This is a genomic window from Scardovia wiggsiae (assembly GCF_051045985.1).
Lineage (GTDB): Bacteria > Actinomycetota > Actinomycetes > Actinomycetales > Bifidobacteriaceae > Scardovia > Scardovia wiggsiae.
The window spans coordinates 589,826-614,105 of record NZ_CP157350.1; the positions used below are offsets into that span (position 1 = coordinate 589,826).

The window sequence follows — 24,280 nt, forward strand, 5'->3', positions numbered from 1 at the left end:
AGACTTACTGCATATGCATACTTCGGCGTGCCCGCATATACCTACGTTTGAGTGCACGGCGCTCATCCTCGCTGTATCCGCCCCATACCCCATAATCCTGGTTGGTGTCCAATGCAGTTTTCAGACATTCGTCTACGACTTCGCATGTCCTGCACACCGCCTTTGCCTCTTCGATCTGCTGGAGTGCAGGGCCTGTATTACCGACTGGGAAGAAGAGCTCAGGGTCTTTATCCCGGCATGCAGCTTTCGCGCGCCAATCTTGTGAACTGCTCACAGATACCTCCTAAAAATCACCTATATAAGAGATAACCACGAATCGTATCGTTTTTCAAGTGTTCAGCTAAAAAAATATTAAAATTTGTATTATATATCGGTTATATCGGTATACGTCTGGATGATATATGATTCGTCGGCACAGTAAATGCCGCGTCCGGGGATACGTTTGCCGGCAAAGCTGGCATCATTGGCCAGGCTTCCCGGCAGGTCCCATAAGATATCAGTTGAACGTTCACCTGTAGGGATGGCGATACGGGCATCGCAGTTCTGAGGGTAATGCACAGCGCGCGGATCACTGACTGTGTAGAACAGTGTTATATCTTTACTGCCCATACACGCATAAAACCCTTCAGCAGACCGTATCTCGGTGACAAAAGGGTAGCGGGCAGTTTCTCCGACGTCCCTGTCCGCAGTATCTGTATCCCCTGCACTGTGATCCTTGATATTTACAGTGCGGGCAGTATGGGTATCTATGGCTGGCGTATCGCCATCACTGCCGCTGAAAGCATGGAAGGCAGGAGAGGTCAGCGGATCAAGATAGGGGTCAGCATTATCACATACAGCGATGCGTGGTATCAGGATGCCGGCATCATGGTATTTAGCAGGCTGTATGGCATTGAGCCTGCGCATATATGACCGCCTGATAATGCGCAGGAAAGCTGTCTTCCCGAAACCATGAGGGGCAATAACTGCAATATTCTGGCCCTGGAGAGGTATGCGCCATGGAGAGGTAGTTATGCCGTTATCCTTCAGCCCCATATCCAGCATCCATGGCGAAGAGGGCAGGCAGGGGGATACCGGCCCGGCAGGCTGCGGGTCGGACTGGAGAAAAGCGGGGAGCGGTGCGCTGAACAGCAGAGGCAGATGGTTTCCGGCTTCCCTGGTGCCTGTACTGCCATTACTGTTGCTGCCAGTACTGAGGTTGCCGGTATCAGAACTGGTATTGCCCCGGGTATGGATGCTGCGTGCAGACACCATAAACCTGTATGAATCTTCTGCTGCCTTCACGATGTCGGCAATATCAGCACTGTACGCGCTGCGGAAAGGCACGCACTGGACACCGTCGTGGATATATCCTGCCCCGGGAGACCGGGGGTCAAGGGCTGCTGCATGGGGGATGTCCAGGAGTTCCAGCGACTGCATGGTGTCGCGCACCCTCAGGCATATATGGAGGGACAGGTTGGCTTTCATATCGTTGCTGATCTGGCTCATAGGGTTCTGTGTGCATGCGATAACATGTATCCCTAAAGACCTGCCTAATGCTGCAAGTGATATAAGCCTGGGGATGTAATCAGGGAGGGCATCGCGCAGAGCATGGAATTCGTCAATAACGATAATAAGGTGGGCAGGGGCATCCTTAAGGTGCAGGATGCTGTTCCCGCCGCTGCCCTGCACGATCTGTTCGCGCCTTTTAAGTTCGTATTCCAGTGCGCGCAGGGCACGCATCGCATGCGGGATATTAAGGTCGCTTACGTTGCCCACAGTATGCGGGAGATGCTTCAGCCTCTGGAAAGTGGCGCCGCCCTTGAAATCAAGGAAAACAAGGTTGAGCTGATCAGGAGGATATGAACAGGCAAGCGACAGGCACCAGGTTTCCAGGAAGACCGATTTTCCCGAGCCGGTAGTCCCGGCAATAAGTGCATGCGGCCCCTGGCGTATAAGATCCAGCTGGCAGAGAGCCTCCTGCGGTGGGATATCCCGCCTGCCAGCGCTGCCTGCCATGCTGTCTGCAGGCTTTTCGGCTGCGGGGAAAAGGGCAGTGCCAACAGGGGCTTCTGTGCTGCTGCCGCGGGCGGGGCAGGAGGCAGGGCTGCCTGTTCCCGAATGGCCGAGCCATAGCCGCAGGATATTCCGCCAGTCTGTTAAAGCAGTACCGTACAGCTGAGAAAGGTTCCTTGCCGGCAAAAGCTTTCCCACGTTTTTTGGCGGGATACTGAGCACAGGGTCCAAGGAAACGGTCCCGCTGCTGCACGGACTGCCGGTACTGCCGTGATCTGTTTCCGGTATGGCAGCGGGAAGGGATTTCCGCATGCGCCACCGCAGAAACATGATAACGGATATCGCGAAAGCCGAGATGATCCCCGGTATGAGGAAAACAAGATAGAGGTACTGCTTATTGAAGACCATAACAATAAGCATGACGATCTGGCCGAAGAATGCTGAGATCCCCGGGACAACTGCTGACAGTATTTCCAGACGGTCATTCTTCTGTGCTATTTGCTGCGGGCTTAACGTGCGCGCCATATATCCAGTATGGCCGGCAGTCCGGGCGAACGCCAGATATTTTCCGGATTGTGGTCAGACTGAAGAAACGCCTTGAATACCAGCCAGTATAGGTTGTGGATAACTTTCAGGATGCAGCATACCCGCCAACAGTCCCGGCAGGCTGGGTACCGTTTGCCAGTTTGGAAAACAGCGTATGGTTGGACTGTTCCGCAAGCCGGACACAGGATCCGAGACGGTAAGACGGCCTGTAATTCTGACTGGAATAATAGACGGTACCGGTCACGCCGCCCTCCCGCGTTGCACTCCTGAATGCCAGGGCCATCCGGACCATTGTCAGAGTCGATGTTTTCTGATCCACTGTAAGCGAAGAAAGCCCGGATTTCAGGACTTTCTGCAGCGTGAACGGGTTCGCAGCCACTGCGGGGGAGGCAGCTTTCTTTATGATTGCAGAAATGACCATGCGCTGGCGTTTTGTGCGTCCGAAATCACCTTCAGGATCCGAATACCTCATGCGGGACATTGCCAGAGCCGTGGTCCCCGAAGCCGTGTGGCATCCTGCTGTCCAGTTCAGGCCTGATTTTTCATCGTTGACAGTGCGGTCATAACAGAGCTCTACCCCTCCAAGCGCGTCAACTATCGTCTGGAGGCCTCCAAAACCGACTGATACGACATGGTCTATTTTCTGTCCGGTTATACCTTCAATTGCAGTTACAAGCTTGGGATATCCATACAGTTCTGCCACAGAATTGATCTTTGCCCCTTTGCCGTCAACTTCCACGTATGAATCCCTGGGTATGGAGATCAGTGAAGCGGGGCCGGAATCCGGTTTCGTGAGGACCATAACAGTGTCTGTCCTGAAGCCCGGGACCTGATCGGCTGTCCCGCCGGTAGTCCCGTCACGTGCATCAGACCCCAGAATAAGCCAGGTACTGCCTTTTGTATCCGCAGCAGAAGACAGATAGTCCTTATGGTTAAGCTGGGAATTGACGTAGAACCATGCCCATCCGGCATATACAAGGAGGATAACGAGAAGCGCAATAATAACGCGGAAGATTATTTTTCCGATCCTGCGGGGTTTCCGTGGCGCGGATCCTGATGCAGGCGTTCCGTTGAAACCCGATCCGGAACCGGAGCCGGCGCCTGCCCCCTGGGCCCCGGGCGTACCTAGGTAACTGCTGTCCGGCGGCTGCCTATAAGGGGAAGGAGATGCCGGCGGGATCGCTGGAGGTACAACATTGCTGCCGGATGAAGCGCTGCGTTGGCTCCGGGGCTGCCTGTCCGGTGCAAAAGAGTGCGGCTGTATGCCATCAGCCTGTATGCCGTCAGCAGAGGGGCGGGATATACGTCTGGAAGGGCTGCTGCTGGGTGCAAACGATGGAGGGGCAGGCTCGGAAACCGCCGGCTGCCCGCTTCCATCCGCCCCATCAGCTGAGTTTCCTGCGGGAAGACCGCTGTCAGCCTGTGCAGAGCTCCCCTCACCGATTTTTTTCGGGGAAGGATGGAAGCTTGGCGGATCAACGGTATTACGGTCTTCAGAATCTGTCATAGCCGGTCCTCCTTAAGCCGTACGGATCAGTTGCTGATCTTGCAGATAGAGTGGTTTACATACTTCTCAGCCATGCCTATATACCAGCCCGTACGCGGGTCACGGATAGCGCCTGACTTTTTGTCAACGATCCCGCCTGTTTTCGGATCAATAAGCGTCCCGTCCTGCTGCGTGACCAGCCCTGTATCGGGATCAACGGAAGATCCGGCTGATGGGGATGAAGAAGGCTGGTTTGCGGAAGGGCTGGAAGACGACTGCTGGGAAGATGGGCTTCCTGAAGAGCCCTCTGGGCTTGCTTGCGAAGAGCCGGACGATGAAGAGCCTGTCTGGCCGGAAGGGGATGGATCGGTCAGAGGGCGGTCCTGGGCAATCTTCTTCCATACAGCAGGAGCCTCTGCTGTCCACTGCACGCGGTTCGGGTTAACCGGCGAGGTCTCTACAGGTATAGTCTGTGTGTATATGCCGGAAGTTTTCAGGCCGGACATGCTGCCTGCCAGCCCCATAAGAACGTTGATATCTGCGAGCCCGCTGCTCATATTCAGGGATTCAAGAGCAGATTTCGCCATCTGATACAGCTGGTCTGTCTGTGTGAACAGGTTCTTCCGTGTTGCTTCCCGTAAAAGCATTTTTACAAGGTACTGCTGACGTATAGTGCGCATAACATCCGATCCGTCTCCCAGGCCGTGGCGTATGCGCGCATATTGGGTTGCCTGGACACCGTTAAGATGGTGCAGGCCTTTCGTAAGGGAAAGGTTAGTATAGGAGTCCCTGAAATCCTGGGTCACACAGATATCTACACCATGCAGGGCATTGATCATGGTGCTCAGGCCTGAAAAGTCAACGACAATGAACTGTTTGATCTTGAGCCCGGTGAGATGGTTCACAGCATTCATCGTGCAGCTGGCAGCCGAGGAGATGTCACCGCCCTTGGCATAAGCATTTGCAAAAATTGAATTGAACATAACGTTGTTCCGAGCGGGGAGGGTACCTTTTGACGTAGCACAGGACGGTATGCTGACCAGCGAATCACGGGGGATGGAGACAAGGTCAACGAATTTCCTGTCAGCGGATATATGCATGACCATTGTCGTGTCAGCCTGGTGGTTCTGGGCATCAGCCGGATTGTTATCACCAATGAGGGAACCATTATTGCCTTCCCGTGCATCCTGCCCTATGACCAAGATATCAAGGGGCTTCCCCTTGTTGGGATCAACGGCTGTTTTGACTACATGGCCATGGGAATCGATCACCGTTGTTGAGGCTTTGGTCACAGCATTGCTCAGGTCAAGATACAGTGCGCCGGCAGCTACAATAATAAAAGCGAGTACGCCTATAAGGAACATGCTGATAAAGCGGGCCAGGCGCTTTCCTGTAAGGAAATTTACTGCATGGAGGGGAGGGTCATATGAGTTGATCTGCAGCAATGTATGACGGCGCTGGTGATCATAAGATGAGGCCATGCGTGGATCCTTTTTGATAAACGATACAGAAATACAGTTTCATATTCTAAACTGTTGACTGCCTATATAATACTGCTTTGTTGAAATCTCACTTAAACATTACATTTAAAGCGGCGCCAGTGATTAAAAGTCCTAAAGGTAAAGAAAACGTCCTGATTTGGGGATTTCAGTAGTATCTCCGGGAATTTTTAATAAAGTTGAGTACAGATAATACTCAGATAGTGCAAGGTGTGCGGTATGGATGGTTCAATGGCTGGCGGAAACGGCGGGCCTCAGGAGGCAGTGCGCGGGATGCGGGATTCCGGCAGCGAAGTAGGTAAAGCCTCACTTGCTGATACCGTGGCTGAGGCTGTTGCCCAATCAGAAAACAGCACCAGGGCTGCTACCGTCAGCACTTCGCTTGCGGCGGTGGTTACACTTGAAGATGACCTCCGGTATTTCCCGGAGACGCTGGTATCCCTCCTGAGACAGACAGTACTGCCTTCTGAGATATTCCTTGCATACTGCGGCCAGGTGCATATTTCCCATATTGCTTCCGGCAGCTGCCGTAATATCATGGTTCCGGCGCACGGCGGTACGGTGAAGATCAGAGTGATTCCCGTTAAGGCAGGCTCTTTTATTGCTGCCGTTGACGGTGCGCTCAATTATGCGCGTGATAATGGGATAATTTCCAACCGTGTCAGGCAGCTTCTGCTGTTGCATGATGATTCACGGCCTGTGGGGGAGCAGTATATTGAGTCCCTTACAGAGGCGCAGCGTAATAACCCCAGTGCTTCTGTTATTGGTACGAAGCAGATGGGCTGGGACGGTGAAACCCTGCATAATGCAGGATATTACGCCGCACCAGGCCACAGAGTCAACAGCCTTGTTGTTGATGGGGAACAGGACCAGGAACAGTACGATTCGCGCAGTGATGTTTTTGCCGTTTCGCTTTCCGGTGCACTTGTGGATATGGATGTGTGGCTTCATGCTTCTGACGGGAACTATCCGTTCGGCACGTTCGGGCAGTCCCGTGATTTCTGCCGGCGTGTGTGCCTCGGCGGCGGCCGCGCTATTATTGCCCCACAGGTGAAAACGGCACACCTCCGGGCCCGCTTCGAAGGCATGCGTACCCAGAAAGGGCAGCCGGCCGGCCATGGGAGCGGGGCTCCGGTACCGAGCTACGGCGCGCAGGCGAAGGCGCGTGATACATACTATTATTCTGATATTTCCGTTATCCGCTGGCCTCTTTCATGGTTTTGGAAATGGCTGAGCTCTTTTATCCTGTTCGCAAAACTCCTCGGACGCAAGCAGGTGTATCAGGCATGCGTTGAGTTGTGCGCCCCCTGGAGGGATCTTGGGAATATTTTTACAATGATATCTGCACGCATGAGGGTAGCATCGCACAGCAGAGTCTCAGCACGGGATCTTTCCCTGCTCAGTGTTTCCCGCGACCGTGTCAAATCGTGGGATGACCGTGTACGTGCTTTTTCAGATGAAGGCAGCAATATTGTCCTTGATCCGCTGGCTAAAGCCCATCTGCGCGCCCGCAAACGCATACGGTATACATGGGCAGCAATAATGGCAGCTGTGATGCTGGCCGTCGGGCTGGCTGTAAATTTCGGGATTTTGCGGGCCGCCTTTACCGGCAGCGTTTTATCATCAGTATCCCTTACCCCTTCAGGTGCCACACTTGGGCAGCTTGTCCGCTCAGCGACTTCATACTGGTCATATGCGTCAGGTTTAGGGGCACATGCTGCCCCAGCCCCTTTTTCCCTGGTCCTTCTGATTATGTCACTGGTAATATTAGGGCATGTCGAGTATGCGCCGACTGTAATCATCCTTCTGGCTGCGCCCTGTGCCGCCCTTAGTTTCTGGGCGCTGGCGGGGACAGTGACCCGATCCAATGCCGTCCGTATAACGGCGGGCTGTGCGTGGGCCGCAGGCGGGATGTTTATGGGCTTTTATTCATTGGGGAACCTTCCCCTGCTGGTATCTTCCGTTTTCCTTCCTGCATCAGTTGCATTTACCCTTAAAGCATTGGGGATGTACCGCACTGAGGAGCCCGAAAGGCCTGCCCCTTCTGCGCAGAACGGGGCGTGTGCGGCACTGTGCTTTATGGCTGCAGCTTTATGCGAACCTCAGCTGATGATCGTTTGGGCTGTTTCCTGTGCCGCATTCGCGCTTTTTGCAAGGTCGCATAAATCTTATCTCCTCCTTATCCCGATACCTGCCCTCGCCGCACTGCTCCCTACGGTTATTGATGTTATCCGCTATTGGGATAAAGGAGCCTGGCGCCAGATATTTATAGATGTGAATACGGCCAGCCCTGCAGCTGCAGGAAGCAGCGCTACATCCCTTCTCGGCCAGATGCGCGCTGTTTTCAGCCCCGGGAATTTTACAGGAGGCGGCGCAGTGTCGGCAGCAGTACTGTGGGCAGCCGCTATAGGCTTTGCAGTGATCGCGGTACTGAGCGTGGTATCGCTTTTCCTCCCTATCGTCCTGCGCGCCTCCCGTATGATGTGGTCCCTGATGCTTGGAGGGGCTTTGGCGGCAGTACTGTCTTCCCGGGTCACCATAGCCGTGGATGCCGGGGGGTATTCGAAGGGGTCGGTAATGCCGGGGCTGATGGTTATCCTGCTTGGGATGCTGGCCTGCGCATGTATGACAGCCGGTACAGGTGTAAAAACATTCACCGCCTTTTCGCGCAGGATCACCAGCGAAGGTACGGTAGAATCTGCTGCCGTGCTGAATCCCGCAGTTTTAGCGGGAAGAGGGGTTATAGCGGTTATCCTTGCGCTATGCTCCGCAGCCTGGGCATGGTCAGGGTTTGCCGCTCCTGCGGCTCCCGGCAGGATTACTGCCTCGCGGGACCAGCTTCCCGCCGTTGTCCAGGACTATCTGGCATCAAATCCTGCGCGGCGCGTACTTGCAGTTGATGCTTCTGTTGCACAGGATCTTACTTATCATTCCATGGCCACTTCCCGCGGTGATATCCTTGATATCAATCCCAGCATACAGGCGCAGTCAGTCTCCTACAGATTGGGACAGAAAGTTTCTCCTTCAGTGCAGGCAGCCGAGGATACCGGCAGGAAAATATCATCCGCACTTTCCCTGCTTATTGCAGGCGCCAGCTCTTCCGCTGTCGATCAGCTGAGTTCCCTGGGATTTGGGGGGATATATGTTGTGCATACTGCTGAGGACGGTTCGGCACAGCTTATTTCGCACCTTATTGCCAGCAATGGTACTGAAAGTGTTGTAAGTACCGCGCAGGGGACCTATATCCGTTTTTCTGTGGATGATACGAATACGCATGGAATCAGCCTCAGCCGGGAAACCATGTATTCCAGATCACCATGGCGGTATGCATGGATCGCAGTTATGGCCGTCACCCTTATCATATATTGTATTGTCGCTTTCCCGCGCAGAAACCGCTATAGTCAGGAGCAGGCATAATGGCAGACAGCAGAAATACAGCTCGTCCCGCATCAAGTGCGCAGGGAATACGGCTTGCGCGGCGCGCAGGTAAAGCTGCCGGCGCACTGGTTTCGCTGTGTATCCTCGTCGGGCTTTTCGCCTATCTTATCCTTTTTACCCCCCTTGCCGGCCTCAATGATCCGCAGGCAGCTGCGGTGAAAGGGGAATATCGGGTGGCTCAGCTTGAGGCAGGCCGTATCTGCCCTGCACGGATGTCTCTGGCAGATCCTGGAGCATACGGCGATGAAAGCTTCCGCACAAATGCAGGGAATATCGAGTCTTCGCTCCGGGCAGCAGCAGTCGGTTCGGTAGCCGGATCCACAGTGTCTGCGCTTAACGGGCAGGATACGGCTGCGCTTACGCATTCCGGGCCATCTTCCGGATCGCAGGCGTATCCTTCCTCCTCAAGCCCCTCCGATACATCAGATACTCCATCTGCCAATACGCTTTCCAATCCCCAGGGGGCTCCCTCCCATACCCCAGGCTCACTGTATACCCTCAACAGGGATGCCAACAGCGGTCCTGCCGTTATGGATACCACTTTCCTTAAGGCTGACGCAGGCACGGGTTCTGCAGGGTCGGTAGTGTCATGGGCAACGCAGGGCGACCTGCGGGGGATATCTTCGGCTTCATGTGTGCAGCCCCAGCTTGTCCAGAGTTTCCTCTCACTGCCTACCCGTACCGGATGGGCTCAGAAACTTGTGCTTATGAACGCATCATCAAAAGCGACAGTTGCCACTGTTTCCGTCCATGGGACTTCAGGGGCATCTGCGCTCGCATTATCATCAAATAGTACGGTTACTGTGGGGGCAAGGTCACAGGCTGTTGTTGACCTGTCAGCTGCAGCTTCAGGGCAGGACGGGCTGTATGTTACGGTCAGGAGTTCTGCAGCCCCGTTAGCAGGGGTCATCACTGCAACACATATGGATGGGCTTAATCCGCAGGGATCGGATTATATTACCCCGCTTCCTGCGGCTTCGAACAGGCAGGTTATAGGTACGCTGGGCGGCGGCAGGTCTGCTTCTGTGATCGTCTACAGTGCGGAATCAGGTAATGTGCGGATATCGTGGATCACTTCTGACGGTGTTGAAAATGCCAGGACAGCCAGCGTTGAGGGGGGGAAGGTCACTGTTGTATCCCTGGGGGATATCCCTGATAATGCCAAAGCCCTTCAGGCGGAATCGGATACAGGGATTTCGGCGGCTGCAGTGAGCAGTACAGGCACCCCGGAACAGGGCGATTTCGCGTTCATTCCCTCCCAGGCCCCTGCCTCCCATTCTGTTGTGGCGATACCTGATAAGGCCGGCGGGACCCTCACCGTGACCAATACCGGACAGGACGATGCGGAAGTTACGGTTTCAGGGTATGGCCCGGCGGGATCATATGCGGGATCAAAAAATATTACTGTCAAGGCCGGTACATCGCAGGTTTTTGCCCCGTCAGATATTGCTGAAAATGCAGCAGTCCTTACGGTGGATACCGGGAAAAGCGCGGCAGACAGCTCTGCCGGCACTGCCAGCAGGGCATCGCAGCGGAGGGCAGCAATAACTATGTCTTTGGCAGTTACAGTCAAAGATGTATCAGATGCTTCTGTAAACGGTATTTCTGCATTGAATGCTGCGAGCCTTGATCCCCCATCCCAGAATGTTGCCGTACGCAACGGGATCGTGGTCAGATAGGGTAGGGGACGGCCTGTATCCCAGGGGAGCAGGGTCCTCATCCCCGTGCAGGCTTCAGAACAAGGGATCAGGGTCAATATCTTCGGGGCTTTTGCCCGACAGCCCTGCCAGTTGGCGCACGATCTCGTCATGGACTATGTATTCAAGTTCTATACGGTTCCGTGTGGCGGACTGGATCGGCAGGCGGTATAGGATTATCCTGGCCGGTTCATCATGCCCGGCAGCATAAGATACTGAAAACTGCACAGCCGGCTCTTCCCATGGCACCAGGTTTGCTGCAGGCACATCTTCAACAAGGAATTCAGTTGATGCAATAAGGTCCGGCCACCCAGCTGCCAGACGTTTTAACTGGGCTGCAACCACAGAATCGAACAGGCCCGCGCGTGTCCGGTAATGCGGCAGATGCCTTCCAAACTGCGGCTGCCGCGGCCCCCGCCCATGGGGATCCCTGTATCTGCGTGCCTCCCACGGACGGGGTTCTGATGCATCTGGTGACGGGTTTTCTGTATGGCCTGGATGGGGCAGTGGAGTGCCGTTCATTCTTCCATGGTACCCTATCCACGGTAGTATCATAGCTGAAAACGGCCAATGGATGCAGTTAACGATGTGGCATAATGGGTAAGGTCGGCAGCAGCAACTGGGAGGTACTATGGGTAATATTTTCCCAACATGGGACAGTATAGATTATGAGTACCTTGCGCAGAAGGCCAGGGTGGTCGCCTTCGACCTGGACGGTACCCTTGCCCGCTCCAAAATGCCTATGAAACCGCCTGTTGCCAGGCTTTTCAGCGATCTGACGCATCTCTGCCCTGTTGCTGTTATTTCGGGAGGGAAGTGGGGCCTTATCGACAGCCAGGTCCTTTCCATGGTGTCCGGTACCGCACGGTTGTTAAACCTCCATCTTATGCCGACAACCGGGACCCGTTACTATACGTGGAATGGGGAGGGCTGGGAATGCCGGTATGAGATCACTATTGACGGGGATCTTAAGCAGAAAGTGATGGAATCGCTGAAATCACGCGCACAGCAGCTGGGACTGTGGTATGACGATTCGCGTGTGTGGTCGGACCGTATTGAAGACAGGGGATCGCAGATCACTTTTTCGGCGTTGGGGCAGCAGGCCCCTGTTGATGAAAAAGAGAAATGGGACCCTGACGGCTCCAGGCGTGAAGCCCTGGCTAAAGCTGTTGCTTCTGACCTTCCCGAGCTGACTGTACGTGCGGGAGGCTCTACCAGTATAGATGTTTCTGTGAAAGGTATTGATAAGGCCTACGCAGTTCGTAAACTTGCTGAGGCCATGGAATGTGATATCCCTGATATCGTTTTTGTAGGGGACCGTATGTCTCCTGAGGGCAACGATTATCCGGCTGCTGCCGCGGGGACCTATGCCGTTAAAGTCACGGGCCCGGAAGACACTGAAAAGTTTATCAGCCGTTTTATTGATGCGCGGAGAAAGTCGGGCGCTGTTTCCACGATGCATGCCTGATAGGGGGGGGCGCAGGGGTTATTTGCCGGGTTTCCTGGTTCCCTCTTGTTTTCTGCCGGATAATCAGATAAGGGGCAGGGGCAGGCGTTTTGTATCCGGCTGTATGGCGGGGCACTCAGCCTAAAAAAATTGTGGGGTATTGTGGAGAACTTAAAACAGCATGCCCATCCGTACACAGCGGATGGTCTCCTTTGCAGGAAGAAGAAGTATCCATGTATAGTCCTGATATGGATATGGCCAATATAGCGCCTCGGCGGCCGGGCAGCATAAAACGTGCTGCGGGGCTGTGGCGCAGGAATATGCGGTACGTACTGTTCCCCAGATGCTGTGCCGGGTGCGGTATGCCTGACAGCATTTTGTGCGGATCCTGTTCAGCCCTGCTGCACAGGAGGCTGTCCAGGCCTCTCCATGATTATTTTACGGACCCTGATATGGCCTGTACGGTTTACTCCTGTTCTGCCTATAACGGGTGTATACGGCAGGCAATACTGTCGTGGAAAGACCATGGCGACGAGGAGCTTGACAAACCCTTTTCATGTGCGATGGAGGAGCTGGTGAACAGCCTGTATCCAAAGGTACTGTCCCTGCTGCCATCCGGGCAGGCTGCTGCTGGGGCGCCCGGCAGTATGAGAGGCGGATGCGTATATGTTATGCCTGCCCCTTCGGGCAGAGGGTCGTTTTACAGGCGTGGACGGCTGCAGGTGCTGCCGCTGTGCTATGCTGCGGCACGGGCGCTGAATGCCCATGGCGCTGATGCCCGTGTGACTCCGCTTCTCCATATGCATGGCAGGCTGCAAAAATCTGTGTCCCATAATGACAGAAGGTCCAGGATGGGGCGTCTGTCCGGAAGGTTGTCTGTCGCACATCCCCATCGTGTGGCTGGGCATACGGTTATCCTTATTGACGATATTATGACGACCGGCTCTACGCTTCGCTCATGTGAGCGGGTGCTCCGCGAGGCCGGCGCCTATGTATATGCGGCACTGACACTGTCTATGGTCCCGGGGGATACAGATGGCCTGCAGCTTCCGCGCCCAGCTTTGGCTGCCTGTAACCCGCAGTGGACCGCTTAATCGGCTTTGACTACTGCCATTTCGCTCCATCGCGTTGTACATCTTTTGGAGAGCATGGTGCGTTTCATTACCCATGGGCTGCCGGTATCGGAACTGTACCGTCCTGCCCCGCGGATACCTCCGTACCCTATACCTGCAGACATTGGGCCGAACCGGCCGGTTATCAGGTCTAAGGTATTTCCCAGCTTTTCCGTGCCCTTCAGCGGGGTATCGGCATCGAGAAGGTTGTAGCTGCTTTTGCTGACCAGTTTATGAAGGGTGATCCCTGCCCGGGCATAACAGGCATCCGGATCAACCACAGTCCGGGCCGTTTCGCATGCTGCCTGTGAAATAGTAATGGGGTTATCGGTAGGGCTGTCTAATATACATGTATTCCAGGCATGGGAGCTTGTACTTCTGCTATGCCTGCGGTGTCCGGTTGCGCAGAAGATACTGACTGCCCCGCACAGGCTCCCCTGGCGTTTCAGGCGGTGTGCTGCTTTCTGTGCATACACGCTTAAAGCCTGGCATAGTGTGCTGTATCCGCGTACGGGCTGTCCGAACATCCGGGAATACATTATCTGGGCTTTTCTTGCCCCCTCAACGGTATCGTCAGTATTGTCTTCCGGGATACAGGGGATCCCGCGCAGCTCAAGGACAGTGCGTTCAACAGAAATAGAGTATTGGTGCCTTATGGTTTCAGGGTCGGAATTTCCCAAATCGGCAGCGGTAAGGATATCATGGCTCATCAGTTTTGAACTCAGATGCCTGCCTACGCCCCACACGTCAGAAACAGGGGTGCGCTGCAGGATATCAGGGCTGACTTGGGACCATGACAATACCCCGTGTGTGGCAGGATGGCTTTTTGCCCAATGGTTCACTATTTTAGCCAATGTTTTTGTAGGCGCCATCCCTATGGATACCGGTATGCCTATGCCCTGCAGTATGGCCTTCCGCATACGGATACATGTACTGATAGATGCCGCATCATCGGTGCAGGGGTTTGTAAGGAAACACTCGTCAATGGAATATACCTCCTGTCCGGGGAAGAAGGATCTCATAACAGACATCATCCGGTGCGACAGGCTTGCATAAAGCTCATAGTTGGAACTTCTTGCTATAACGCCTTTCCTGGCAGCATCCTCTTTGATGGCGAACCATGGGGCGCACATCCCGATCCCAAGGGCCCTTGCTTCGCTGCTGCGCGCTACAACACATCCGTCGTTATTGGAAAGCACAACAATGGGCTTCCTGTTAAGCGACGGATCGAAGACGCGCTCGCAGGAGGCAAAGAAGCTGTTGGCGTCAGCAAGTATCACACTGTTATAGCGGCTGCGTGCCATTTCTACCTTCCCGGTCAGGTTTTCCCGCAGCGTCTGCCTCCAGAGGGCGCGAATGCCGTGCGTATGAATTCTGCCAGTGGAAATTCCCAATCACCACACCCCAAATAACCACTTCCTGCTCCAGATATAACGGTATATCAGGGTACTGCGGATTCTCAGGATGGAGCAGAGGCCTGTTGTCGGCACCCATAATCAGACGTTTCACCGTCAGCTCTCCGTTAATGGCCGCTACAACGATACTGTTTTCCTCGGCAGCGAGGGAACGGTCGACGACAAGGATATCCCCGTCGAAGATACCTGCACCTTCCATGGAATCACCTGCTACCGCCATAACGAATGTCGTGTCAGGGTGTGTGATTACATTATCGTCGAAGGAAAAATCCCCGTCAAAATAATCCTGTGCAACTGAAGGGAAGCCTGCGTGCACAGCCTCAAGTGCCATAGGGACTGCCATTATCATCACCTCTTTCGAACATATGTTCGAATATTATTTCAGGTGAATAAGACAGAAACAGTATTTGCGACACGCGCTGGAAACAGCTGTATTCCCGCTGGCCTACAGCTGCTCATCAATAAGCGGGATATTGTGATGCTTTGGGAGGGTGATTTCAAAATTAGCCCCACGTGAATCATCAACGACCCGTACAGTACCGGAATGGAGCTGGGCTGCCCACCGTGCAATGGAAAGGCCCAGTCCGGTACCTCCCGATCCGGTACCGGGCCGGGATCCCTGGCCCTTAACGTATCGGCGGAAAATGTCAGACCGCGCTTCCTGCGATATCTGGGAACCAAAATTGATTATATTGGAAACGATCGTGTCATGGACCCTGTCTTCATGGACTTCCACCAGTACGGCTGTCCCGTCAGCAGAATGCTTGATAGCATTTGAAACGATATTCGTATAGAGCTGGCGCAGACGGTCCTGGTCGCCTTCCATCGTGATATTGGGAGGGACGTCAAGGCTGATCATGTGCCCATGCCCGCCGTCAGCTATTTCCAGGGGCTTTACCACATCATCAATAAAATCCTTGACGTTGAATTCGGTAATTTCCAGGCTTGCTGCCCCAGCCTCTACACGGGACATATCAAGAAGGAAAGCAATAAGGTCTGTGAGGCGCATAGTCTGGCTAAGCAGCCCGTCCAGGTTTGCAGGCGTTGGTTCTATAACGCCGTCAGCCATATTCTCTACCTGGGCCTGCAGTGCTGAAACAGGGGTACGCAGTTCGTGGCTGACGTTTGCGATAAGGTCGCGCCGCATCTGGTCAGCATGTTCCAGTTCTTCTGCCATGGCATTGAAAGACCGTGCAAGCTGGCCCACTTCGTCGCGGCTGGATACTGCAGAAGTAACGCGGATCTCATAATTCCCCTCCTGCATCTGTTCTGCCGCATCGCGTATTTCACCGAGCGGGGAGGTCAGGCCATGGGAGAATATATATGTGACCCCGAGTGCGGCGGCAAGGGTCAGGGGCATTGCTATCCATCCGCTGACGCCGTACTGCAGCAGGAACCACGACATAAGGAAAGTGATAGCTGTTGAAATGATAATAAGGATACTCAACTCAGCTTTAAGGGAAGTGAAAACCCCTATAGGGCGGACGGCGGAAGGCTTTTTGCGCGGCCTGGCCCCAGAAGGGCGCTTCTTCCTCGGCGATGTCCCTCTCCCTGCCTTTCTGGCCTGTTCCTGCTGCATACGGTATGTGTCGTATGCAGATTTGCTGTACAGCCCGCGGGGGGAAGTGTGATGAGGCGCGGAAGACGATGTCCGGGGAGTTGTGTCACCCTTTCGGTCAGGCATTTTCAGTCGTTGCCCAGCGGAGGCTCAAAGGCATATCCAACGCCGTGGACGGTCCTGATCATTTCCGGGCCGAGCTTGTGCCTGAGTGCCTTGACGTGGGAATCGACCGTACGGGTCCCTGATGCATCTACCCAGTCCCATACTTCTTCAAGGAGTTTCTCGCGTGTCAGTACCTGCTTGGGTTTACGCCCCAAAGTGGCCAGAAGGTCGAACTCTGTAGGGGTCAGGTGGATCTGTTCTCCACGGAATACGACGAGCCTCTGCGCGGGGTCAATTACCAGGTCTGGGAATTCAAGGACTTTTTCATTTTCTGAATTCTTGGCGATAACTTTTGCACGCTCTACCCTGCGAAGCAGCGCTTTGCACCGTGCAACGAGTTCACGCATGGAGAAGGGCTTGGTCATATAATCGTCAGCGCCGGAGCCCAGGCCGATAACTTTATCGGTCTCATCATCACGTGCAGTAAGCATAAGGACGGGGACAGGGCGTGTTGTCGTAATGCGTTTGGTAGCTTCGAGGCCGTCCATAACGGGAAGCATGATATCCATAATAATGAGGTCAGGCTTATAGGCCGCAGCCAGATCAACGGCAGTTGCGCCATCGCCGGCAATACGGGTATTCCATCCTTCAGAGGCCAGGCGCTGCCCGATAGCAGTTGCGAGGGTAGGCTCATCTTCAACAACGAGGATGGAGTACTGCCCGGTGCGTTTTGATTTATCAGTTGTAGTGCTAATCATAATAACTTTCGATCCTATGAATAACGGCAATACTGTATATATTACAGCCAGCCCTTCACAATTCGGGCTTACAGCTGCAGCATAGCAGTATTGCCGTTATCAGATATTCTTAAAGTGTTTAATTTTCAGGCTTCAGGATAATCACCCCCATAGCAGGGACCGTCAGATAGGCTGACCAGCCGCGGCTATGGAACTCTCCTTCAACAGCATGGATATCCGTATTATGGATATCCGAGCCCCCATATTTGGCGTCGTCTGTGGTGAGGATCTCAGCCCACTTCCCGCCGCTCGGCAGGGGCACCTGATAGTTGTCCCATGCTGTGCCTGAGAAATTGACAACGACAACAAGAGGGTTCCCGTCCTTATCCAGGCGCATATAGCTGAGGGTATTGTGGTCGCCGTCGTCACTGGTCAGCCACTGGAACCCCTGCTGTTCAAAATCCAGCTCCCACAGTTCGCGGTTATCTTTATACAGCCGGTTAAGGTCGCGCACAAGACTCTGGATCCCGCGATGGTCCTCCCAGTTCAGGCTGTCCCAGTCAATACTCCAGTTTTCATTCCACTCGCCGAACTGTGCCAGTTCGTTGCCCATGAAAGTCAGGTTCTTGCCGGGATGCGTCCACTGGTATGCAAAAATGGCGCGTACGCCTGCAAACCGCTGCCAGTCATCACCGGGCATACGCCCTATAAGCGACCCCTTCCCATGGACGACTTCATCATGTGAGATCGGGAGGATATAATGCTCGGAATAGGCATATACCATAGAGAAAGTGATCTCGCTGTGATGCCATTTGCGGTCAAGCGGATGGTGGCTAAGATAATCAAGCGTGTCATGCATCCACCCCATATTCCACTTAAGGCCGAACCCCAGCCCGCCGCTGCTTGTGGGGGCAGTGACTCCCTGCCATGCGGTAGATTCCTCAGCGATCATCATAATGCCGGGACCGTTGCGGTAGGCCGTAGCCGTAGCCTCTTTGAGGAAATCGATAGCCTCCAGGTTTTCATTGCCGCCATATTTGTTAGGGCGCCACTGGCCGCCTTCGCGGCTGTAGTCCAGATAGAGCATGGAGGACACGGCGTCGACCCGCAGCCCGTCTACGTGGAACTCGTTTATCCAGTAGCACGCATTGGCTACAAGGAAATTGCGCACTTCGTTGCGTCCGAAGTTGAATATGTACGTCCCCCAGTCGGGGTGTTCGCCGCGAAGCGGATCAGGGTCTTCATACAGCGGTGTGCCGTCGAAACGTCCCAGCGCGAAATCATCCTTGGGGAAATGGGCGGGTACCCAGTCCATAATGACGCCAATGCCTTCCTGGTGGAAACGGTCAATAAGGTATTTAAGGTCATCCGGGCTTCCGTGCCGGGAATCCGGGGCATAGTACCCGGTGACCTGATACCCCCATGAACCTGCAAAGGGGTGCTCTGCCAGCGGCATAAACTCTACATGGGTGAATCCCATATCTTTGACATAGCCTACCAGATCCTCAGCAAGCTCACGGTAGCCTTCGCCTTTCTTCCAGCTGCCGGCATGCACTTCATAAATGCTTACAGGACCCAGATGCGGGTTCTTCGCGGCGCGCTCCCGCATCCAGTTTTCATCATTCCACTCATAACGGGAATCAACAACAATGGAAGCTGTTTCCGGAGGCACCTGGTGGAAGCGCTCCATAGGGTCAGCTTTCTGCTTCCACTCATTATTGGCATTCAGTATTTCATATTTATAGCGTTCCCCTGCTTTGACCCCGGGGATGAACAGTTCCCATACACCGCTGGACCCGAGTTCGCGCATGGCATGCTGGCGGCCCCCCCATCCATTGAAATCCCCGACAACGCGCACGGTCCGCGCATTAGGCGCCCAGACCGCGAAAGACGTCCCCGTCACGGAACCGTCTGATGAACCGTCAGGCTCGCCCATAGGGTCAAGATACGTCCGTACATGGGCGCCAAGCACATCCCACAGGCGTTCATGCCGGCCTTCGTTAATAAGGTAGGTATCCAGTTCCCCCACTGTAGGCAGATACCGGTAAGGGTCATCCTGGATATTATCTTCCCCATGATCATAAACAGTGTGGATCCGGTAATCCGGGACCATCCACCGTTCCCCGTCTTTTACAGCGGGTATTTCGGCAGTGAATATGCCGTTCCATTCATGCTCGGCTTTATATGTGCCGTCCTGAGTGAGTATCTCTACCGTTTTGGCAAGCGGGCGGAGTACCCGTACAGTCGCTGAGGGCCGGGTACTCGCCGCAGGGCTTTCCGGTCCCATACCGTCATTATCCAGATGGGCTCCCAGGACTTCGTGCGGGTCGTAATAAACACCATTGCTGACTTCATCTAGCACTGTGTGCGGTACAGGTACTGGCATCTTTGCTCCTAACCTTAAGTTTCATAATGATATGAGGTACCCTACAATTCTAAGCGATATTTATGAAAACGACCACCCGTGTGTTTCTATGGGATCCCCGATGCAGGGAAATAGCTCTGTTTCCCTTGCTTTTGCAGCGCTTCCGCACGTCCATGCCTGGGAGCATAATAAGTCAGTTGACTTTTATCGTGAGAGGCATTTTTGATGGAGTATAAAATTGGCGATACGGTTGTTTACCCCCGTCACGGGGCGGCGCGGATCGAAGGGATCACGGAGCGCACGCTTCGCGGGGTCACGCGCCAGTATCTCCGTTTAGCCGTACTCTCATCGGATGGACTGGAGATCAGTGTCCCTGCTGATGCTGTAGAAAAAGTCGGTGTCCGGGAAGTCGTCAACGGCGTTGCAGTAGCCCGGGTCTTTGAGATACTCCGTACCCCGGTGGTCGAGGAAAAAACAAACTGGTCGCGCCGGTATAAGCTTAATGTTGAAAAAATTGCAACAGGCGACGTCAATAAAATTGCTGAGGTAGTAAGGGACCTTTCCCAGCGCGACGATGAAGACCACGGATTGTCTGCAGGCGAAAAACGGATGCTTGCGCGGGCCAGGGGGGTCCTGACCTCTGAAATCGCTCTCAGCGAGGGTATAGATGATAGTGAAGCCCAGCGTCTGCTGGACGTCAATTTGGGATACCAGGATCCGGAACCGGGGGATGAAAAGCATCATGCTGAAGCCCCTGAAGAGCCGGCATTCCAGACTTTGTACAGGTTGGAAGAAGAGGAGCGCGCTGCAAAAATTGCTGCGAAACAGGCTGCAAGGGCTGCGCGTGAGGCTGCTGCTGAAACTAAGAAGAGTGGGGAAGACAGCAGCAGCGATACGGATAGCAGCCCTGACAGCAGCAACGGCTCCCTGCCTGAAATCTGATATTCCCTGACTTTCTGTTCAGCTGTCTGACCGTATCCCTGCTACAGCCTGTGCTGTCAGCCAGGTGAGTGTGCTAAACGTTACGATGATGAAGCTTGGCGGGGTATCAAGAATCGTCGATACCAGCAGCCCCAGCCATATGCAGGCAAGGCAGATAAAGGTGGCAGCAGCGATAGCCTTAAAAGCGGATTTTGTCAGTATGCTGGCTGCTGCTGCCGGAGTAATAACAAGGGCAAATACCAGAAGCGTGCCTACTGCGGGTACGGCAACTGTGATGACCCCCGCCATAAGGGCCATGAATACTATGTTCAGGAGGGCGATGGGGACCCCCTTGGCCCGTGCAACCTGCTCGTCAACGGAGCTGAACAGCAGAGGCCTGAATATGATGCTGACAACAATAAGGAGCACCGCATCGAACAGTGCAAACCCAACGAGTTCGCTGCTTGTAATGGTCAGGATAGATCCGAACAGTATGCTCTGCATCTGCTGTGTTGCCTTGGACGAGTAATGTGTGAAAAACAGTCCGAGCCCGGTGGCAAAAGCCAGTACAGTCCCTGTAGCTATTTCCCTCTGGTTTGCTTTTTTGCCCAGTGACCCGATAGCAAGCCCGCCGCCAACTGCAAAAAGCCCCATCCCCAGGGGGACAGGCCAGCCTATCAGTGCTGCCAGGGTTGCACCGGGCAGTCCGATATGTGCCAGAGCATGGGCGGCAAAAGTGGACTGGCGGGAAATGGTGAAATACCCCATAACCCCTGATGCCAGTGCAATAAGGATACCGGCCAGGAAGGCATTCACCATCATCGGGGACTGCAGGGTCTCTATCCAGTTTGCGGCATATGCGGAAAGTATGGTATCAGTCATGCGTCCCATCCTTTTCAGTCTTTTCGCCGCTGCACGGCTTCCCGGTATGGAAGCGGGCGGCATCACTGCTGGTATGCAGGTCATGGCGGGTACGGCTGGGCGGTTCAAGGGAACTGTTGTGGGTAACGAACATATCGCCCTGCGGTGTTGCGATAACTTCCACTTTAGTGCCGTAAAGGTGTGTAAGCAGATCGGAGTTCAGTATCCCGTCAAGAGGGGAATAATGGGGATGCCCGTCAAGCAGATAGACCGCCCCTGTAAGGATAGGCAGCAGCATATTAAGATCATGGGATACTACCTGGATGGTAATATGCTGTTCCCGGTTAAGCTTCGCCAGCAATTCTATCAGGGAACTTTGGCTTGAGATATCAAGGTTTGCAAGAGGCTCATCCAGCAGAAGCAGCTGCGGATCGCCTACAAGTGCCTGTGCTATGGCGACGCGCTGGCGCTGCCCGCCGGACAGCTGTGAAAGGCGCTGGCCTGTATAAGTGCTGAGCCCTACATAATCAATTGCCTCAAATGCTTTGTCCTTCTCAGCTTTTGTGGTACGGTGCCATCCAAAGACTGTTCCCGTGAGCCCCAGCAGCACGGAATCACGGACAGTGATATTCATATCGCCTGCAGAATCATAATTCTGCGGGACATATCCGATATACCTGTTAGCAGCTCCGGCAGGCAGCCCCAGTACTTTTACCGATCCTCGGGTCAGGGGGAGCAGCCCCAGTTCCACAGAGATCATAGTGGTTTTCCCGGTGCCGTTTGTTCCGACGATAGCGGTCACGGAACCGCGCGGTATGGAGAAACTGCCCTGGGACCAGATGAGTTTTTTCCCGCGTACTATCCCCGCATCCTGGAAGATAATGCAGTCTTCCGGCGCCGGAGATGCGGCAGGCGTCATGGGCGGATGTTCTGTTACTGGCATAAGGCCTCTAATCCTGATAGTCCTGATCTGGTTTTCTGACAGTTCCCGGGTTTTTGGAAACTGCGCTGCAGATCATGCATTATTCCCGGAAGCGGCTGTATCCGGCACTTCATTATTTTCGGAGCTCTCCATTGCTTTCGTAAAATCGCCGGTCAAAGCTGTGATCCATTCATCAAGGGTCTTATATTTATCGGGGACCTGTTCTGTGACTTCAACAACAGGTACATCAGCACGTCCTGCCGTCCCCAGGACCATATTGACGGCATCGGACCCCTCCTGAGGATTGCTTATAACAAGCCTTACCCGATGCTGTTCAATAAGGGTCTGGAACGACTGCAGGTCAGCCGCAGACGGTTCGCTTTCGTTCTGCATAGCTGTGGAATACCCTTTAGGCGTCATATCTTTGAGGCCAAGGTCTGCCATAAGGTAATATGCTACAGATTCGGTGGCAGCATAAGGTTTGCCGCTGTATTTTTTTGCGAACCGGGCAATCACTTTTTTCAGGGACTCCTCTTTGGCTTTCCACTGGTCGTATAGCTTCGTGAAATAATCCTTCTGTGAGGGGAGGGCAGAAATATAAGCATCCCTTATTGACTGTGCCACTTTTGCGCGGACATCGGAGGAAAACCACAGGTGCGGGTTGTCCCCGGCTTCAGCGCCGATAGTAGAAGCAGCGTTAACCGTTGACAGGGCTTTGGTTGACGGTTTCGTAGCCCAGGAATCGTATCCGGCACCGTTGACTACTAGTACCTGCGCATTAGTGACCGTTGAAATGTCCGAGCTCGTTGGGGAAAAGTCGTGGGCATCGACATTAGTATTCCTCAGGATAGAGGTCACCTGCACCTGTGTCCCTCCAAGCTGTTGTGCCAGCAGGCCCCACTGGTTGACTGACGCAACAACGCGGATAGGGCCTTTTTTGAGTGCTGCTGTGCCTGATGTTTTCGAAGCGGACGGCAGCGGGCCTTTGTTTCCCGATGCCCCGCAGGCGCCTGACATCAGTAGTGACGCCATAGTGAACAGGGCGATAATATACTTCAGGGCTGATACTATCCCTGCCGACGACTGTGCTTCTCTGCGTACCATGCTTAGCCTCACATTTATATTTAGTATGAGTATACTGTTCTTATATTATACTGCCTGATTTCTGGTTACTACTTTACCCTATTGTCGCGTACAGTAACGATAAACGGCGCAGCAGCGGGTGTTCCGCAAAGTAGGCTATGCTGTCTAAGTAGAGTTTAGGAAATGGGAAACAAAAGGATATGACATGCCTCTAGTACTCGATGGGAAAGCTGCTGCCGCCCGGATCAAAGACAAGCTGTCAGCCCGTGTGCAGGCTTTGAAAGACAGAGGGTATACCCCCGGCCTGGGGACGCTGCTCGTGGGGGAGGATCCGGGGTCGATAAAGTATGTTGCAGGCAAGCATCGTGACTGCACAGAGATCGGGATAGAATCCCTGCGTATCGATCTGCCGGAAACGGCATCGCCCGGCGAAGTGATCGACGCAATCAGCCGTTTGAACGCCAGCAGCAGCTGTACGGGTTTCATAGTGCAGCTTCCCCTGCCTAATTCAATGGATGCAGATACCGTTATCGAGCATGTTGATCCCCTTAAGGATGCTGACGGCATGCACCCCTACAACCTTGGACGGCTCATGCTGCATACGAACGGCATCAGAGATATACCGATGCCGTGTACTCCCCGGGGCATCCTGGAGCTGCTGGATACGTACCATATTGATGTGCGCGGCAAGGATGTCTGCGTGCTTGGACGGGGGATCACGATCGGCCGTACTATGGGGATGCTGCTGACCACGCGCGGTGTGGATGCTACTGTGCAGCTATGCCATTCCATGACGCAGGGGATCGGGGCGAAGCTGCGCCAGGCAGATATCATTATTTCCGCTACAGGACAGGCCCATTTCGTCAAACCGCAGATGGTCAGGCCTGGTGCGGTCCTTATAGATGTCGGCGTATCGCGCGTTTGGGATGACGCTGCCGGCAAATGGCGTATCCAGGGGGATATCGACCCTGAATGCTATCCGATATCCAGCGCTTATACCCCTAATCCCGGGGGAGTAGGCCCCATGACACGGGCCATGCTGCTGAGCAATGTTGTTGATATGGCTGAACGTATTATGCGGGCAACCTGAATC

The 24,280-nt window shown here is 54.2% G+C and carries 19 protein-coding genes; 6 read left to right on the top strand and 13 right to left on the bottom strand.

Translation table 11 applies throughout. The features are described 5' to 3' along the window. Positions 1 to 4: 4 nt before the first annotated feature. The 4 genes from ABKA16_RS02500 to ABKA16_RS02515 form a co-directional block, all read right to left on the bottom strand. A complete protein-coding gene (locus ABKA16_RS02500; RefSeq protein ID WP_380999131.1) occupies positions 5 to 274 on the bottom strand; it encodes a WhiB family transcriptional regulator in 270 nt (89 codons plus the stop codon). A gap of 89 nt (positions 275 to 363) precedes the next feature. Further along, positions 364 to 2,520 carry an FtsK/SpoIIIE domain-containing protein gene (locus ABKA16_RS02505; RefSeq protein WP_380999129.1) on the bottom strand — a complete coding sequence of 719 codons (2,157 nt, stop codon included), beginning with the start codon at positions 2,518 to 2,520 and terminating at the stop codon, positions 364 to 366. A gap of 106 nt (positions 2,521 to 2,626) precedes the next feature. Next, entirely contained in the window at positions 2,627 to 4,048 is a 1,422-nt protein-coding gene (locus tag ABKA16_RS02510; protein ID WP_380999126.1) for an LCP family protein, read from the bottom strand. Between the two features lie 26 nt (positions 4,049 to 4,074). After that, the gene (locus ABKA16_RS02515; RefSeq protein ID WP_380999123.1) at positions 4,075 to 5,508 is read right to left on the bottom strand and encodes an LCP family protein; all 1,434 of its coding nucleotides are present in this window, start codon (positions 5,506 to 5,508) and stop codon (positions 4,075 to 4,077) included. 237 nt (positions 5,509 to 5,745) lie between these two features. On the opposite strand from ABKA16_RS02515, the gene ABKA16_RS02520 reads away from it, so the two are divergent. Continuing rightward, positions 5,746 to 8,943 (top strand): beta-carotene 15,15'-monooxygenase, encoded by a 3,198-nt coding sequence (locus ABKA16_RS02520; protein WP_380999121.1) that lies wholly within the window; start codon positions 5,746 to 5,748, stop codon positions 8,941 to 8,943. Continuing rightward, positions 8,943 to 10,643, top strand: a complete 1,701-nt coding sequence (locus ABKA16_RS02525) for a DUF5719 family protein (protein ID WP_380999118.1) — start codon at positions 8,943 to 8,945, stop codon at positions 10,641 to 10,643. The genes ABKA16_RS02520 and ABKA16_RS02525 overlap by 1 nt, the downstream gene beginning before the upstream one ends. 54 nt (positions 10,644 to 10,697) lie before the next feature. On the opposite strand, the gene ABKA16_RS02530 is transcribed toward ABKA16_RS02525, so the two are convergent. Then, positions 10,698 to 11,183: a metallopeptidase family protein gene (locus ABKA16_RS02530; protein WP_380999116.1), complete on the bottom strand. Its 486-nt coding sequence runs from the start codon at positions 11,181 to 11,183 to the stop codon at positions 10,698 to 10,700. A gap of 109 nt (positions 11,184 to 11,292) precedes the next feature. Here ABKA16_RS02530 and ABKA16_RS02535 point away from each other — a divergent pair, with 109 nt between their 5' ends. Then, positions 11,293 to 12,129 (top strand): HAD-IIB family hydrolase, encoded by an 837-nt coding sequence (locus tag ABKA16_RS02535; RefSeq protein WP_380999114.1) that lies wholly within the window; start codon positions 11,293 to 11,295, stop codon positions 12,127 to 12,129. 227 nt (positions 12,130 to 12,356) lie between these two features. After that, entirely contained in the window at positions 12,357 to 13,202 is an 846-nt protein-coding gene (locus ABKA16_RS02540) for a ComF family protein (protein WP_380999112.1), read from the top strand. Here ABKA16_RS02540 and ABKA16_RS02545 read toward each other — a convergent pair. From ABKA16_RS02545 to glgB, 5 genes are all read right to left on the bottom strand, one after another. Beyond that, the gene (locus ABKA16_RS02545; protein WP_380999110.1) at positions 13,199 to 14,524 is read right to left on the bottom strand and encodes a Y-family DNA polymerase; all 1,326 of its coding nucleotides are present in this window, start codon (positions 14,522 to 14,524) and stop codon (positions 13,199 to 13,201) included. The genes ABKA16_RS02540 and ABKA16_RS02545 overlap by 4 nt on opposite strands. Then, entirely contained in the window at positions 14,505 to 14,978 is a 474-nt protein-coding gene (locus tag ABKA16_RS02550) for a LexA family protein (RefSeq protein ID WP_380999107.1), read from the bottom strand. The genes ABKA16_RS02545 and ABKA16_RS02550 overlap by 20 nt, the downstream gene beginning before the upstream one ends. 102 nt (positions 14,979 to 15,080) lie before the next feature. Beyond that, positions 15,081 to 16,319 carry a sensor histidine kinase gene (locus ABKA16_RS02555; protein ID WP_380999104.1) on the bottom strand — a complete coding sequence of 413 codons (1,239 nt, stop codon included), beginning with the start codon at positions 16,317 to 16,319 and terminating at the stop codon, positions 15,081 to 15,083. 2 nt (positions 16,320 to 16,321) lie between these two features. Then, on the bottom strand, positions 16,322 to 17,056 hold the full coding sequence (locus ABKA16_RS02560) for a response regulator transcription factor (RefSeq protein ID WP_380999102.1): 735 nt from the start codon (positions 17,054 to 17,056) through the stop codon (positions 16,322 to 16,324). A gap of 118 nt (positions 17,057 to 17,174) precedes the next feature. Continuing rightward, a complete protein-coding gene (gene glgB, locus ABKA16_RS02565; RefSeq protein WP_380999099.1) occupies positions 17,175 to 19,421 on the bottom strand; it encodes a 1,4-alpha-glucan branching protein GlgB in 2,247 nt (748 codons plus the stop codon). A gap of 204 nt (positions 19,422 to 19,625) precedes the next feature. On the opposite strand from glgB, the gene ABKA16_RS02570 reads away from it, so the two are divergent. Beyond that, on the top strand, positions 19,626 to 20,342 hold the full coding sequence (locus ABKA16_RS02570; RefSeq protein WP_380999097.1) for a CarD family transcriptional regulator: 717 nt from the start codon (positions 19,626 to 19,628) through the stop codon (positions 20,340 to 20,342). Positions 20,343 to 20,360: 18 nt separating this feature from the next. Here ABKA16_RS02570 and ABKA16_RS02575 read toward each other — a convergent pair whose 3' ends face one another. The 3 genes from ABKA16_RS02575 to ABKA16_RS02585 all read right to left on the bottom strand — a co-directional run bounded on the left by ABKA16_RS02575 (position 20,361) and on the right by ABKA16_RS02585 (position 23,208). Continuing rightward, the gene (locus ABKA16_RS02575; protein WP_380999095.1) at positions 20,361 to 21,203 is read right to left on the bottom strand and encodes a metal ABC transporter permease; all 843 of its coding nucleotides are present in this window, start codon (positions 21,201 to 21,203) and stop codon (positions 20,361 to 20,363) included. Beyond that, on the bottom strand, positions 21,196 to 22,125 hold the full coding sequence (locus tag ABKA16_RS02580) for a metal ABC transporter ATP-binding protein (protein ID WP_380999093.1): 930 nt from the start codon (positions 22,123 to 22,125) through the stop codon (positions 21,196 to 21,198). Before ABKA16_RS02580 ends, ABKA16_RS02575 begins: the two co-directional genes overlap by 8 nt. A 72-nt stretch (positions 22,126 to 22,197) precedes the next feature. Next, the gene (locus tag ABKA16_RS02585) at positions 22,198 to 23,208 is read right to left on the bottom strand and encodes a metal ABC transporter solute-binding protein, Zn/Mn family (RefSeq protein WP_380999091.1); all 1,011 of its coding nucleotides are present in this window, start codon (positions 23,206 to 23,208) and stop codon (positions 22,198 to 22,200) included. A gap of 184 nt (positions 23,209 to 23,392) precedes the next feature. On the opposite strand from ABKA16_RS02585, the gene ABKA16_RS02590 reads away from it, so the two are divergent. Continuing rightward, complete coding sequence (locus ABKA16_RS02590; RefSeq protein ID WP_380999089.1) at positions 23,393 to 24,277, top strand: bifunctional methylenetetrahydrofolate dehydrogenase/methenyltetrahydrofolate cyclohydrolase; 885 nt, start codon at positions 23,393 to 23,395, stop codon at positions 24,275 to 24,277. Positions 24,278 to 24,280 lie beyond the last annotated feature (3 nt).

What these genes read in the sequence shown, in the direction of transcription:
- ABKA16_RS02560 (WP_380999102.1), bottom strand. Translation starts at nt 17,056, where the DNA reads ATGATTAGCACTACAACTGATAAATCAAAACGCACCGGGCAGTACTCC.
- ABKA16_RS02540 (WP_380999112.1), top strand. Translation starts at nt 12,357, where the DNA reads ATGGATATGGCCAATATAGCGCCTCGGCGGCCGGGCAGCATAAAACGT.
- glgB (WP_380999099.1), bottom strand. Translation starts at nt 19,421, where the DNA reads ATGCCAGTACCTGTACCGCACACAGTGCTAGATGAAGTCAGCAATGGT.
- ABKA16_RS02525 (WP_380999118.1), top strand. Translation starts at nt 8,943, where the DNA reads ATGGCAGACAGCAGAAATACAGCTCGTCCCGCATCAAGTGCGCAGGGA.
- ABKA16_RS02545 (WP_380999110.1), bottom strand. Translation starts at nt 14,524, where the DNA reads ATGGCACGCAGCCGCTATAACAGTGTGATACTTGCTGACGCCAACAGC.
- ABKA16_RS02590 (WP_380999089.1), top strand. Translation starts at nt 23,393, where the DNA reads ATGCCTCTAGTACTCGATGGGAAAGCTGCTGCCGCCCGGATCAAAGAC.
- ABKA16_RS02550 (WP_380999107.1), bottom strand. Translation starts at nt 14,978, where the DNA reads ATGGCAGTCCCTATGGCACTTGAGGCTGTGCACGCAGGCTTCCCTTCA.
- ABKA16_RS02570 (WP_380999097.1), top strand. Translation starts at nt 19,626, where the DNA reads ATGGAGTATAAAATTGGCGATACGGTTGTTTACCCCCGTCACGGGGCG.
- ABKA16_RS02585 (WP_380999091.1), bottom strand. Translation starts at nt 23,208, where the DNA reads ATGGTACGCAGAGAAGCACAGTCGTCGGCAGGGATAGTATCAGCCCTG.
- ABKA16_RS02575 (WP_380999095.1), bottom strand. Translation starts at nt 21,203, where the DNA reads ATGACTGATACCATACTTTCCGCATATGCCGCAAACTGGATAGAGACC.
- ABKA16_RS02520 (WP_380999121.1), top strand. Translation starts at nt 5,746, where the DNA reads ATGGATGGTTCAATGGCTGGCGGAAACGGCGGGCCTCAGGAGGCAGTG.
- ABKA16_RS02530 (WP_380999116.1), bottom strand. Translation starts at nt 11,183, where the DNA reads ATGAACGGCACTCCACTGCCCCATCCAGGCCATACAGAAAACCCGTCA.
- ABKA16_RS02505 (WP_380999129.1), bottom strand. Translation starts at nt 2,520, where the DNA reads ATGGCGCGCACGTTAAGCCCGCAGCAAATAGCACAGAAGAATGACCGT.
- ABKA16_RS02515 (WP_380999123.1), bottom strand. Translation starts at nt 5,508, where the DNA reads ATGGCCTCATCTTATGATCACCAGCGCCGTCATACATTGCTGCAGATC.
- ABKA16_RS02555 (WP_380999104.1), bottom strand. Translation starts at nt 16,319, where the DNA reads ATGCCTGACCGAAAGGGTGACACAACTCCCCGGACATCGTCTTCCGCG.
- ABKA16_RS02535 (WP_380999114.1), top strand. Translation starts at nt 11,293, where the DNA reads ATGGGTAATATTTTCCCAACATGGGACAGTATAGATTATGAGTACCTT.
- ABKA16_RS02580 (WP_380999093.1), bottom strand. Translation starts at nt 22,125, where the DNA reads ATGCCAGTAACAGAACATCCGCCCATGACGCCTGCCGCATCTCCGGCG.
- ABKA16_RS02510 (WP_380999126.1), bottom strand. Translation starts at nt 4,048, where the DNA reads ATGACAGATTCTGAAGACCGTAATACCGTTGATCCGCCAAGCTTCCAT.